Origin of the sequence: Streptomyces sp. NPDC014995 (genome assembly GCF_043080745.1) — a bacterium.
Taxonomy (GTDB): domain Bacteria; phylum Actinomycetota; class Actinomycetes; order Streptomycetales; family Streptomycetaceae; genus Streptomyces.
The window spans coordinates 40620-52236 of record NZ_JBIBVX010000013.1; the positions used below are offsets into that span (position 1 = coordinate 40620).

Below are 11617 nucleotides of genomic sequence, written 5' to 3' on the forward strand. Positions count from 1 at the left end.
TTCCGCGCCGCCCTCTCCGAGGCTCCTTCCACCGTCCTCGCGCGCCCCTACCCCGCTTCTCCGAGGCCCCTTCCACCGTCCTCGCGCGCCCCTACCCCGCTTCTCCGAGGCCCCTTCCACCGTCCTCGCGCGCCCCTACCCCGCTTCTCCGAGGCCCCCTTCACAGTCCCCTCCGTCGCTTCCTCCCCGTCCAGGCGCTGAGACAGGTGTCAACAGGGGTGACGCTCATGTCGTCGCCTGTCATCATGTGCCGGTGCATACGTCTGTGAGCAGTCAGGGCAACCGCGGAAAGGGCCTCGGGCTCTCTCTGGCGATCGGGTCGGCCATCGCCTTCGGCGGATCGGGGGTGGCGGCCAAACCACTGATCGAGGCGGGGCTCGACCCGCTGCACGTGGTGTGGTTGCGGGTGACGGGCGCGGCCCTGGTGATGCTGCCGCTGGCCGTACGTCACCGTGCGCTGCTGCGCCACCGGCCCGCACTGCTCGCCGGTTTCGGCCTGCTCGGTGTGGCCGGCGTCCAGGCCTTCTACTTCGCCGCGATCTCCCGGATCCCCGTCGGGGTCGCCCTGCTCGTGGAGTACCTCGCGCCCGCCCTGGTGCTGGGCTGGGTGCGGTTCGTGCAGCGGCGGCCGGTGACGCGTGCCGCCGCGCTCGGGGTGGTCCTCGCGGTGGGCGGGCTGGCCTGTGTCGTCGAGGTCTGGTCGGGGCTCGGCTTCGACGCCCTCGGTCTGCTTCTCGCGCTCGCCGCCGCCTGCTGCCAGGTCGGCTACTTCGTCCTGTCCGACCAGGGCAGCGACTCCGGCGACGGCGCCCCCGACCCGCTCGGGGTCATCGCCTACGGACTCCTCACCGGCGCCGCCGTGCTGACCGTCGTCGCCCGCCCCTGGGGCATGGACTGGTCCCTGCTCGCGCACTCCGCCCGCATGGACGGTACCGAGGTCCCGGCGTGGCTGCTGCTCGGCTGGATCGTGCTGATCGCCACGGTCGTCGCCTACGTCACCGGTGTGGTCTCCGTGCGCCGCCTCTCCCCGCAGGTCGCGGGCGTCGTGGCGTGCCTGGAGGCGGTCATCGCGACCGTCCTGGCCTGGTTCCTGCTCGGCGAGCACCTCTCGGCCCCGCAGATCGTGGGCGGTGCCGTGGTCCTGCTGGGCGCCTTCATCGCCCAGTCCTCCACACCGTCCAGGGGCTCCGCGGAACCGGTGGCCGGCGGCAGCCCCGAAAGGGAGTTGTCCGCCCGCGGAACCGCCACCTAGGGTGCGGATCATGTATTCGGACGCACTCGTTCTTCCGCCTCCGGCCGCCTGAGGCGGGCCCTCCGGTGAAGCACGCCCGGCACCGGGTGCCGGGCGCAACGGTGCTGCCCGCAGAAGAAGTCCACGGCCCGCCGCACGACCGGCGGTCCTTCCTCGCACTTCTGGACCTCTGCGGAGAGAACGCGTGTCTGTCACTGCTTCCGTTTCCACGGCCTCCCGCCTGCCCGTAGGGCGGGGCCTGCTCTGTCTGATCGTCGCCGGCGCCGCCTGGGGCACGGCCGGCGCCGCCGCCTCCCTGGTCTACCGGACCAGCGATCTCGGTGCCGTCGCCCTGTCCTTCTGGCGCTGCGCGGCCGGGCTCGTGCTGCTGCTCGCCGCCCGCCACCTGCGCCCGGGCCGCGCCCGCTCCGCCAGTGCGGTCCGCGCCGCCACCGGGGGCGTGAGCGCGCAGGGGCACCTCCGCCGCACGGCCCTGCGCACCGCCATCACCGGCGTCGGTCTCGCGGTCTTCCAGACGGCCTACTTCGCGGCCGTCTCGGCCACCGGCCTGGCCGTCGCCACGGTCGTCACGCTCGGCGCCGGACCCGTCCTGATCGCGCTCGGTGCCCGGCTGACCCTGGGCGAGCGGCTCGGCCGGGGCGGGGCGCTCGCCGTCGCCGGAGCACTCGCCGGGCTCGGGGTGCTCCTCCTCGGCGACGAGGCGACGGCCGTACACCCGACGGGTGTGCTGCTCGCCCTGCTGTCCGCCGCCGGATACAGCGCGATGACCCTGCTCACCCGCCGCTGGGGCCGCGACGGCGGTACGGACGCCTCCTCCACCACGGTCGGCGCGTTCGCGGTCACCGCCGTGTGCCTGCTGCCGTTCGCCCTGGCCGAGGGGCTGGTGCCGCACAGTGCCGAACCGGCGCGTCTCCTGGCGCTGCTGGCCTACATCGCCGCGGTGCCCACGGCCCTCGCCTACGCCCTCTACTTCGCGGGCGCGGCCGTCGTACGGTCCGCCACCGTGTCCGTGATCATGCTGCTGGAGCCGGTGAGCGCAACGGTCCTGGCCGTGGCCCTCCTGGGCGAGCGCCTCACGGCGCCGGTCCTCGTCGGCACCCTGCTCATGCTGGGCTCGGTGACAGGCCTGGCGGTGGGGGAGGCGCGCAGCGGGGCACGAGCCGCCTGAGGGCCGGTCGGGGGCGGGCTGCGGTGGCGGCCCGCCCCGCGTCCCGGAGGCGGCCCGGGGTCACGGGACCGCCAGGTAGTCCGGGAGTTCGGTGCCCGGGGCCAGGTCGGCCTCCGGGAGCGGGGTGCCGTAGCCCTTGAGGAGGGGGACCACGCCCGCCCAGTGGGGGAGGGCGAGGTCCTCGGGCTCCTCGTTCACCCCGCCGGTGCGGGTCTTGGCCGAGACCTCGTCCAGGTCGAGGCGGATCACCGCGGTGGCGGCCAGTTCCTTCTTGTTGGCGGGGCGGGAGCCGGCGGCCCGGCCGGGGACGACGTGGTCGACCAGGGCGTCGAGCGCCGCCCGCTTCTCCTCGGGGTCCGTGACGTCGTGGGCGAGCCCGTGCACCACCACCGAGCGGTAGTTGATCGAGTGGTGGAAGGCGGAGCGGGCCAGGACCAGCCCGTCGACGTGCGTCACCGTCAGGCACACCGGCAGCCCAGGGTCGGCCTGCCCCGCCATCCGCAGTGGGCGCGAACCCGTCGAGCCGTGGACGTAGAGCGTCTCGCCGACCCGGCCGTACAGCGTCGGCAGTACGACGGGCGCGCCGTCGCGGACGAAGCCCAGGTGGCAGACGTACCCCTCGTCGAGTATCGCGTGCACCAGCTCCCTGTCGTAGGAGGCCTTCTGCGCGGACCGGGTGGGGACCGTGCGGTCGGTCGGGGTGTAGGCGGCGGGCGTCGTGGGCTGCGTGGTCCCCTGCATGGCGCTCTCCATTGCACTAGTGCATAATCGGCTTTGTGCTAGGAGAGTATCCGATCAAGGGTCGACGTGCAGCGGACATTTCCGCGAGCATCGAGCGCGCGGTGAGCGCCGGTGAGCTGGAGCCGGGGCAACTGCTGCCGCCGATGCGAGAGTTGGCGGAGCGGCTCGGGGTGAACCCGAACACCGTCGCGGCCGCGTACCGCACGCTGCGCGAGCGCGGGGTGATCGAGACCGACGGACGCCGCGGCAGCCGGGTGCGCTCCAAGCCGGCCACGACCGGTCGCGAGTTCATCCGGGTGGAGGTTCCGGAGGGTGTGCGGGACGCGGCCGCCGGCAATCCCGACACGGCGCTGCTGCCGCCCCTCGCGCCGGCGTTCGCGTGGGCCGCCGCGCGGGGCGACCGCGAGCCGGTCCTGTACGGACACGAGCCCGTGGATCCCGAACTGAGGCGGGTGGCCCGGGAGGAGCTCGACGCGGACGCGGTCCCGGCCGGGCCCGTGGCCGTCACCTCCGGTTCGCTGGACGCCATCGAGCGCGTCCTCGCCGCGCATCTCAAACCCGGAGACACCGTGGCCGTCGAGGATCCCGGCTGGGGCTCGCTGCTCGACCTCGTACCGGCGCTCGGGTTGCGCCCGGCGCCGGTCGGCGTGGACGACGACGGGCCGCTTCCCGAGGACGTGGCCCGTGCCCTGGCGGCGGGGGCACGCGCGCTGATCGTCACGGACCGGGCGCAGAACCCGACCGGCGCCGCGGTGAGCGCCACGCGCGCGCGTGCCCTGCGGGACGTGCTGCGCGAGCATCCGCGGACCCTGCTCATCGAGGACGACCACGGCCACCGGATCGTCGACCTGCCCCTGCACCCCCTCGCGGGCGTCACCCGGCACTGGGCGTTCGTGCGCTCGGCCGCCAAGGCGTACGGCCCCGACCTGCGGATCGCCGTCCTCACCGGGGACGACCTCACCCTCGACCGGGTCCGCGGGCGGCAGCGGCTCGGGCCCGGCTGGGTCAGCCGGATCACCCAGCGGGCCCTGGTCCGCCTGTGGGCCGACGGCGCGGTGGACACGCGGGCGGTCGCGGCGGCGTACGGCGGCCGCCGTGACGCGTTGATCGCGGCGCTGGCGGAGCGGGGGGTGAGCGCCCACGGGCGGAGTGGGATGAACGTGTGGGTTCCCGTGCCGGACGAGACCGGGGCCGTCGCGCGGTTGTTGCAGGCGGGCTGGGCCGTCGCGCCGGGCGCGCGGTTCAGGATCGGCTCCCCGCCCGGGATTCGGATCACCGTGTCGACGCTGACCGAGGGAGAGGCCGGGCGGTTGGCGGACGCGGTCGCCGCCGCGGTGCGGCCGGCGCCGGGGCGCGGCTATGTCTAGGCCGTGTCCTGCGGATCAGCCCGGCTCGGGGCCGCGGCGCCGGGATGATCCGGAAGGCACGGTCCAGGGGCGGGTGTGCGCGAAGCGCCGTCGCGCCCGACGACGCGCCCGGCACCCCCGCGTCGCCGTCTACCGCTTCCCGCGCACCTGCGTCAGCGCCGCCCCCGCCAGCACGATCACCGCGCCGACCGGTGTCGACCAGCTCAGGGACTCGCCGAGGAGCAGCACGCCCGCTGCCGTGGCGATGACCGGGATGAAGTACGTGACCATCTGGGCGGTCGTCGGGCCGACCTCGGTGACCAGGCCGTACTGGATCAGCAGGGCGAAACCGGTGCCGAGGGCGCCCAGCGCGGCGATCGCGAGCAGCGGCACGAGCGGGAAGCTGCTCGGGAAGCTGGTGAACAGCGGGGTGACGACGGCGAGTTGGACGGTCGCCAGGAGGAGTTGCGCGCCGGTCGTCGACAGGGCCGAGGAACCGGTGCCGGCCAGGGTGCGGCGGACGTAGATCCAGCCGATCGGGTAGCTCAGGGAGGCGAGCAGGGCCAGTGCCGTGCCCCGGCCGTCGAGGCCGTCGAAGCCCTGCCAGGCGCCCAGGACCGTCAGGACGCCGAGGAAGCCGAGGCCCAGGCCCGCGACCCGGACCCGGGTCGGGCGGTCCTCGGAGAGGGCGACCAGGGACAGGGCCATGCCCCACAGCGGCGAGGTCGCGTTGCAGATGCCCGCGAGCGTGGACGGGATCGTCAGCTCCGCGTAGGCGAACAGCGAGAACGGCAGGGCGTTCAGGAGGAGGGCGGCGACCGTCAGATGGCCCCAGGTGCGCGCCCCGCGCGGCAGCCGCTCCCGCTTCACCGCCATCGCGACCGCCAGCACCGCCGTGCCGAACGCCAGCCTGCCGAGGGTCACCTGGAAGGGCGCGTAGCCCTCCGTGCCCACCTTGATGAGCAGGAAGCTGAAGCCCCAGATCAGTGACAGCACGACGAAGCGCAGGCGCCAGTCGGGGGTGCGGCGGGGGCGCGTCCGCGTCGCCGAGGCCGGCGTGACGGAGGCGGAGATCGAGGTGGCGGAGGTGGTGGTGGCGGAGGCGGCGGAGGCGGGGGTCGAGGCGGCGGTGGTCATGGTCATTACGGTGGTGGACAGAGTCCTCGTAGCACAATCGAGATTTCGCGCGTGGTATCTCGTAGCATCACTTACATGTTGAACCTGGAGCGCCTGCGCACTCTCGACGCACTGGCCCGGCACGGCTCGGTCAGCGGTGCCGCCGCGGGGCTGCACATCACGACGTCGGCCGTCTCGCAGCAGATGGCCAAGCTGGAGCGGGAGGTCGGGCAGCGGCTCCTCGCCAGGCACGGGCGGGGCGTGCGGCTGACGGACGCGGGCCGGCTGCTCGCCGAGCACGCGGCCCGCATCCTGTCGCAGGTGGAGCTCGCCCAGTCCGACCTGGAGGCGCAACGGGGCCAGGTGGTGGGGGAGTTGAGGCTGTCGGCCTTTCCGACCGCGGCGCGCGGACTGTTTCCCACCGCGCTCGCCGACCTCCGCAAGGAGCACCCCAGTCTGCGGGTGCGCTCCTGCGAGCTGGAGCCGGAGGGCGGCGTCGCCGGGGTGGTGCGCGGCGACCTCGACCTCGCCGTCGTCCTCGACTGGTACAACAAGCCGATGCCGGTCCCGGACGGCCTGGTCAAGGCGCCCATCCTCGACGACCCCGCCGACGTGGCGATGCCGGCCGGCCATCCCCTGGCCGGGCGGGACGAGGTGGACCTCGGGGAGTTCGCCGAGGACGAGTGGATCACCTGGGGCGAGGGCGAGTTCTGCCACGAGTGGCTGATGTTCACACTGCGCTCCCGCGGCATCGAGCCGATCCTCGTCCATCGGGCAGCCGAGACGCACACCCAACTGGGGCTGGTGGCCGCCGGGTTGGGGGTGTGCATCGCACCGCTGCTCGGCCGGCACCCGGTGCCCGAGGGGGTCGTCATGGTCCCGCTCAAGCAGCGGGTGCGCCGGCACGTGTACGCCGTGTGGCGCGCGGATGCCGACCGCCGCCCGTCGATCAGGGCGGCGGTCGGGGCGCTGAAGTCGGCGGCGGAGGAGGTCGGCTGATCCCCTCCGCCGGTCACCTCCGCTGGTGACCCCCCAGCCGGCCGACCCCTCCGCCGGCTGACCCTTCCGACCGGTAGACCACTCCGCCCGGACCCCCCTCCGAGCGGGTTGATCCCTCCGCCGGCTGGCTCCTCCGGCGGCCGGCCTGCCGGTGGGCCTATCCGGCGGCCAGCTTGCGGAAGTCCCAGGAGACGATCTTCTCCGGCCGCAGCCGCAGCCACGCGTGCCTCCCGTCGTGCGGCATCGACTCCAGCCCGAAGTTCTTGCGCGCGAACAGCGTCTCCACGGCGTCGAGTTCGGCGCACAGCTCCCCGGTGCGCGGGATCTCGCCCACGAACTCGACGGTGCCGGACAGCTCGACGCCCCGCAGCGACTCGTACTCCTCGCCCGTGTCGATCACGATCGCGACCCGCGGATCGCGGCGCAGATCCGCCCACCGCTTGCTGCGCACCACCGAGTACAGCCACAGGGCCGAGCCGTCCCACAGGAACCACAGGGCGCTGACGTGCGGGGCGCCGTCGGTGGAGACGGTGGCGACCCGGCAGGTGCGCTGGGTGGTGAGGAACGCGTCCAGCTCGCCCGGCGTCATCATGATCTTCCGGCCCCGGCGCTGAGTGACGGTCATCCGGCCCTCTTTCCTGTTCTCTTCTCTCACGTCGTGCCAGAGATCCTCTGACAACACGTCAAAAAAGGACGGTCAGAAAAGGATGGGTCTTCTTCCGGGCTCACGCAACGGTGGCTATCCTCGCCCGACCTCACCGGACGGACGCCCTGGAGGAACCATGCCGTCCCACGAACAGCTCGGTGCACTCCTCGACCCCACGAGCACCGTCCTGCTGACCGTGGAGTGCCAGCGGGGCGTCGTCGGACCGGACGCCGCGCTGCCCGAACTCGCCCGCGAGGCACGGGAGTCGGGCGCCCTCGCCAACGTCGCCCGCCTGGTGGCCGGCGCGCACGTCAGCGGCGTCCAGGTCATCCACGCCGTCGCCGAACGCCGCCCCGACGGCCGGGGCGCGAGCCGCAACGCCCGCCTGTTCCGCGCCGCCGCACGCCTTCCCGTCCAGCAGCTCTCCGGCACCGCCGCCGTCCGCGTGGCACCCCCGATCGAGGTGACCGGGGAGGACCTCGTCGTACGACGGCTGCACGGCCTGTCGCCGATCCAGGGCACCGACGTCGACGCCCTGCTGCGCAACCTCGGATGCCGCACCCTGGTCGTCACCGGTGTCTCCGCCAACGTGGCGGTGCCCAACGCCGTCTTCGACGCGGTCAACCGCGGCTACACGGTCGTCGTGCCGGCCGACGCCGTCGCGGGGGTGCCTTCGGAGTACACCCCCGCGATGGTCCGTCACACCCTCGCGTTGGTCGCCACGGTCGCGACCACGGACGAGGTGCTGGCGTGCTTCGAACGGCCGGGTGCGAGCGTCAGGCGAGGCTGATCGAGTCCCCGCTGACCGTGATCTGCACCTCGGGCAGCGGCTTCGTCGCCGGACCGCTCTTCACGCTGCCGTCCGTGACGGAGAAGTTGCTCTGGTGGCAGGGGCAGTTGATCACGCCGTCGGCGACGCTCTTCACCGCGCAGCCCGCGTGCGTGCACACGGCCGAGAACGCCTTGTACTCGCCCGCCGTCGGCTGCACGACGACCACCTTCTCGGCGTCGAAGACCTTCCCGCCGCCCTCGGGGATCTCGGCGGTCGTCGTGAGCGCGCTGCCGGCCGCCGCGCCGCCGGTGCTCGCGGACTCGGAGCCGCCGGTGGAACCGGTCGAGCCGGTGCTGCCGCCGGACGAGGCCGACGAGCTCGACGCGTCGTCGTCGGAGCCCCCGCACGCGGTCAGCGCGACGGTGAGGCCCGCGGCTCCGGCGGCCGCCACGACGGTACGGCGGGCGGGACCCGGGACGGGTTTGACGGATGCGCTCGTCATGCTGAGGTTCCCTTCAGGGGGTTCGATGATCTGCTGAGATGTACGGGCCGTCGGCGCCGCTTGTTCAGCGCCACCGCCAGGTCCGGACACTGCCGAGATGCTGACCCGTTCGAGGTCGGGCGGGCGTAAGCCACAGCTGTCGCGGAGCTGTCGGCCGCGCACGGCGGACCGCGCGCACCCCAGTAGCCTGGGGCGATGCTCAAGGAAGTCGTCGCGACCCGTTTCATCACCCCCTTGCGTGAGGGCGGCTCGCTGCCGGGGCTCGTCGAGGCCGACGACCTCGGGACCTACGTCCTGAAGTTCACCGGCGCCGGACAGGGCCGCAAGACGCTCGTCGCGGAGGTGGTCTGCGGGGAACTCGCCCGCCGGCTCGGCCTCAGGGTGCCCCGCCTGGTGACCGTAGCCCTCGATCCGGTGCTGGGGCTGGGCGAGCCCGACGAGCAGGTGCAGGAGCTGCTGCGCTCCAGCGGCGGCACCAACCTCGGCATGGACTTCCTCTCCGGAGCCCTCGGCTTCGACCCGCTCGCCTTCCCGGTGAGCCCCGAGGAGGCCGGCCGGATCGTCTGGTTCGACGCGCTGGTGAACAACGTCGACCGCTCCTGGCGCAACCCCAACCTGCTCGTGCGCCGCGGGGACCTGTGGCTCATCGACCACGGCGCCACCATGATCTGGCACCACAACTGGCCCTCGGCCGCGACCTCCGCCGCCCGCCCCTACGACGCCACCGACCACGCCCTGGCCCGCTTCCGGCCGGACACCGCCGCCGCGGCCGCCGAGCTGGCCCCGCTGGTCACCGCCGACCTCCTCGCCGAGGTCACCGCCGAGATCCCCGACGCCTGGCTGACCGACGAGCCCGGTTTCGACACTCCGGACGCGCTGCGCCGTGCCTACGCGGCACCCCTGCTCACGCGCGCCGCCGTCATCCACGAACGCATCAAGGGGGCCGAGTGAACGACCGCCACATCATCAGGGCGAGCGAGGCGAACGACCGGGACGTCTACGAGTACGCCCTGCTGCGCGTCGTCCCCCGCGTCGAGCGCGGCGAGTGCGTCAACGCCGGTGTGCTCGTCTACTGCCGCGCGCAGGCCTACGTCGGCGCCCGCACCCACCTGGACGAGGCCCGGCTGCTGGCCCTCGACCCGGACGCGGACGTGGCCGGGGTGCGCGCCGCGCTGCGCGCCGTCGAGGGCGTGTGCGGCGGCGGGGAGGCGGCCGGTCAGGCGGCCGGCGACGACGCCGGGCGGCGCTTCCGCTGGCTGATCGCGCCCCGCTCCACGATCGTCCAGCCGGGGCCGGTGCACACCGGACTCACCACCGATCCGGCCGCCGAGGCGGACCGACTGCTCGAGCTGCTGGTGAGGTAATGGATCACACGCGCGCGGTGGGCCGTTGACACCGGGTGCCAGGGCTTCTAGCGTCACGTCTGCTGAAGGTACTAAGCGGTCGCTCACCGATGAGCCGGTCGCAGGAGCCGCATCCCAAGGGCGAGGAGAAGCAGCAATGTCCACCACAGAGCAGCGAGTCGCAGTAGTCACCGGCGCGGCACGCGGCATCGGCGCCGCCACCGCCGTACGGCTGGCCGCCGAGGGCCGAGCGGTCGCGGTGATCGACCTCGACGAGGCCGCCTGCAAGGACACCGTCGAGAAGATCACCGCGGCGGGTGGCCGGGCGATCGCGGTCGGCGCCGACGTCTCCGACGAGGCCCAGGTCGAGGCGGCGATCGCGCGCGTCGTCGAGGAGCTCGGCGCGCCGACGATCCTCGTCAACAACGCGGGCGTGCTCCGCGACAACCTGCTGTTCAAGATGAGCGTCTCCGACTGGGACACGGTCCTGGGCGTGCACCTGCGCGGCTCGTTCCTGATGACGAAGGCCGTCCAGAAGCACATGGTCGACGCCGGCTTCGGCCGTATCGTCAACCTCTCGTCGTCCTCCGCGCTCGGCAACCGGGGCCAGGCCAACTACTCCGCCGCCAAGGCCGGTCTCCAGGGCTTCACCAAGACCCTGGCCATCGAGCTGGGCAAGTTCGGCATCACCGCCAACGCCGTCGCCCCCGGCTTCATCGCCACCGACATGACGGCGGCGACCGCCGACCGGGTCGGCATGGGCTTCGAGGAGTTCAAGGCCGCCGCGGCCACCCAGATCCCGGTGCAGCGCGTCGGCGAGCCCGACGACATCGCCAACGCGATCGCCTTCTTCACGAACGAGGCCGCCGGCTTCGTCTCCGGCCAGGTGCTGTACGTGGCCGGCGGACCGCTCGACTAGGGATCACGGGGAACACCGACATGACTGAACTGCCCGCACTCTCCGGCAAGGTCGCCCTCGTCACGGGCGCCAGCCGCGGCATCGGCTACGGCGTCGCCGAGGCGCTCGTCGCCCGCGGCGACCGGGTCTGCATCACCGGCCGCGGCGAGGACGCCCTGAAGGAGGCCGTCGAGAAGCTCGGCGCCGACCGGGTCATCGGCGTCGCCGGCAAGGCCCACGACGTGGAGCACCAGGCCGCCGCCGTCGAGCGCACGATGGAGGCCTTCGGCCGCGTCGACTACCTGGTCAACAACGCCGGTACGAACCCGGTGTTCGGGCCGATCGCCGACCTCGACCTGGACGTGGCGCGCAAGGTCTTCGAGACCAACGTGGTCTCCGCGCTCGGCTTCGCCCAGCGCACCTGGCACGCCTGGCAGAAGGACAACGGCGGCGCCATCGTGAACATCGCCTCCGTCGCCGGCCTGTCGGCCTCGCCCTTCATCGGCGCCTACGGCGTCAGCAAGGCCGCGATGATCAACCTGACCCAGCAGCTGGCGCACGAGTTCGCGCCGAAGGTGCGGGTCAACGCGATCGCCCCCGCCGTGGTGAAGACCAAGTTCGCGCAGGCCCTGTACGAGGGCCGGGAGGCGGAGGCGGCCGCCTCCTACCCGCTCGGCCGGCTCGGCGTGCCCTCCGACATCGGCGGCGCCGCCGCGTTCCTGACCTCCGAGCAGTCGGACTGGGTCACCGGCCAGACGCTCGTCGTGGACGGCGGCATCTTCCTCAACGCCGGCGTGGGCTGACCTCGCGCACCGCACGAGACACGGGCGTCGC

At 73.3% G+C, this 11617-nt stretch carries 13 protein-coding genes; 9 read left to right on the forward strand and 4 right to left on the reverse strand.

The window, feature by feature from the left end; translation table 11 throughout:
- Positions 1-247 precede the first annotated feature (247 nt).
- Together ACF1A1_RS25260 and ACF1A1_RS25265 are read left to right on the forward strand one after the other, a co-directional pair.
- Entirely contained in the window at positions 248-1252 is a 1005-nt protein-coding gene (locus ACF1A1_RS25260; RefSeq protein ID WP_392002949.1) for a DMT family transporter, read from the forward strand.
- 184 nt (positions 1253-1436) lie between these two features.
- A complete protein-coding gene (locus ACF1A1_RS25265) occupies positions 1437-2420 on the forward strand; it encodes a DMT family transporter (RefSeq protein WP_392002951.1) in 984 nt (327 codons plus the stop codon).
- 60 nt (positions 2421-2480) lie between these two features.
- Here the strand turns inward: ACF1A1_RS25265 and ACF1A1_RS25270 are convergent, their stop codons facing one another.
- A complete protein-coding gene (locus ACF1A1_RS25270; protein ID WP_392002953.1) occupies positions 2481-3161 on the reverse strand; it encodes a pyridoxamine 5'-phosphate oxidase family protein in 681 nt (226 codons plus the stop codon).
- A gap of 35 nt (positions 3162-3196) precedes the next feature.
- Here ACF1A1_RS25270 and ACF1A1_RS25275 point away from each other — a divergent pair, with 35 nt between their 5' ends.
- Positions 3197-4528, forward strand: coding sequence for an aminotransferase class I/II-fold pyridoxal phosphate-dependent enzyme (locus tag ACF1A1_RS25275; protein ID WP_392002954.1), 1332 nt, complete (start codon positions 3197-3199; stop codon positions 4526-4528).
- Between the two features lie 129 nt (positions 4529-4657).
- Here the strand turns inward: ACF1A1_RS25275 and ACF1A1_RS25280 are convergent, their stop codons facing one another.
- Positions 4658-5644, reverse strand: a complete 987-nt coding sequence (locus ACF1A1_RS25280; RefSeq protein ID WP_392002956.1) for a DMT family transporter — start codon at positions 5642-5644, stop codon at positions 4658-4660.
- A gap of 75 nt (positions 5645-5719) precedes the next feature.
- On the opposite strand from ACF1A1_RS25280, the gene ACF1A1_RS25285 reads away from it, so the two are divergent.
- Positions 5720-6622, forward strand: coding sequence for a LysR family transcriptional regulator (locus tag ACF1A1_RS25285; protein WP_392002958.1), 903 nt, complete (start codon positions 5720-5722; stop codon positions 6620-6622).
- 157 nt (positions 6623-6779) lie between these two features.
- Here the strand turns inward: ACF1A1_RS25285 and ACF1A1_RS25290 are convergent, their stop codons facing one another.
- Complete coding sequence (locus ACF1A1_RS25290) at positions 6780-7247, reverse strand: pyridoxamine 5'-phosphate oxidase family protein (protein ID WP_392002960.1); 468 nt, start codon at positions 7245-7247, stop codon at positions 6780-6782.
- A 157-nt stretch (positions 7248-7404) separates the two neighbouring features.
- On the opposite strand from ACF1A1_RS25290, the gene ACF1A1_RS25295 reads away from it, so the two are divergent.
- A complete protein-coding gene (locus ACF1A1_RS25295) occupies positions 7405-8058 on the forward strand; it encodes an isochorismatase family cysteine hydrolase (protein WP_392002961.1) in 654 nt (217 codons plus the stop codon).
- Here ACF1A1_RS25295 and ACF1A1_RS25300 read toward each other — a convergent pair.
- Positions 8045-8542 carry a Rieske (2Fe-2S) protein gene (locus ACF1A1_RS25300; RefSeq protein WP_392002963.1) on the reverse strand — a complete coding sequence of 166 codons (498 nt, stop codon included), beginning with the start codon at positions 8540-8542 and terminating at the stop codon, positions 8045-8047. The genes ACF1A1_RS25295 and ACF1A1_RS25300 overlap by 14 nt on opposite strands.
- Before the next feature lie 195 nt (positions 8543-8737).
- Here ACF1A1_RS25300 and ACF1A1_RS25305 point away from each other — a divergent pair, with 195 nt between their 5' ends.
- The 4 genes from ACF1A1_RS25305 (at position 8738) to ACF1A1_RS25320 (ending at position 11586) form a co-directional block, all read left to right on the forward strand.
- Positions 8738-9493: a HipA family kinase gene (locus ACF1A1_RS25305; RefSeq protein ID WP_392002965.1), complete on the forward strand. Its 756-nt coding sequence runs from the start codon at positions 8738-8740 to the stop codon at positions 9491-9493.
- On the forward strand, positions 9490-9906 hold the full coding sequence (locus tag ACF1A1_RS25310) for a DUF3037 domain-containing protein (protein WP_392002966.1): 417 nt from the start codon (positions 9490-9492) through the stop codon (positions 9904-9906). Before ACF1A1_RS25305 ends, ACF1A1_RS25310 begins: the two co-directional genes overlap by 4 nt.
- Before the next feature lie 136 nt (positions 9907-10042).
- Positions 10043-10804, forward strand: a complete 762-nt coding sequence (gene fabG / locus ACF1A1_RS25315) for a 3-oxoacyl-ACP reductase FabG (protein ID WP_392002967.1) — start codon at positions 10043-10045, stop codon at positions 10802-10804.
- Between the two features lie 20 nt (positions 10805-10824).
- On the forward strand, positions 10825-11586 hold the full coding sequence (locus ACF1A1_RS25320) for an SDR family oxidoreductase (protein WP_392002968.1): 762 nt from the start codon (positions 10825-10827) through the stop codon (positions 11584-11586).
- Positions 11587-11617: the final 31 nt, after the last annotated feature.

Coding starts and splice junctions, on each gene's coding strand:
- ACF1A1_RS25295 (WP_392002961.1), top strand. CDS start 7,405: ATGCCGTCCCACGAACAGCTCGGTGCACTCCTCGACCCCACGAGCACC.
- ACF1A1_RS25285 (WP_392002958.1), top strand. CDS start 5,720: ATGTTGAACCTGGAGCGCCTGCGCACTCTCGACGCACTGGCCCGGCAC.
- ACF1A1_RS25305 (WP_392002965.1), top strand. CDS start 8,738: ATGCTCAAGGAAGTCGTCGCGACCCGTTTCATCACCCCCTTGCGTGAG.
- ACF1A1_RS25280 (WP_392002956.1), bottom strand. CDS start 5,644: ATGACCACCGCCGCCTCGACCCCCGCCTCCGCCGCCTCCGCCACCACC.
- fabG (WP_392002967.1), top strand. CDS start 10,043: ATGTCCACCACAGAGCAGCGAGTCGCAGTAGTCACCGGCGCGGCACGC.
- ACF1A1_RS25300 (WP_392002963.1), bottom strand. CDS start 8,542: ATGACGAGCGCATCCGTCAAACCCGTCCCGGGTCCCGCCCGCCGTACC.
- ACF1A1_RS25270 (WP_392002953.1), bottom strand. CDS start 3,161: ATGCAGGGGACCACGCAGCCCACGACGCCCGCCGCCTACACCCCGACC.
- ACF1A1_RS25320 (WP_392002968.1), top strand. CDS start 10,825: ATGACTGAACTGCCCGCACTCTCCGGCAAGGTCGCCCTCGTCACGGGC.
- ACF1A1_RS25290 (WP_392002960.1), bottom strand. CDS start 7,247: ATGACCGTCACTCAGCGCCGGGGCCGGAAGATCATGATGACGCCGGGC.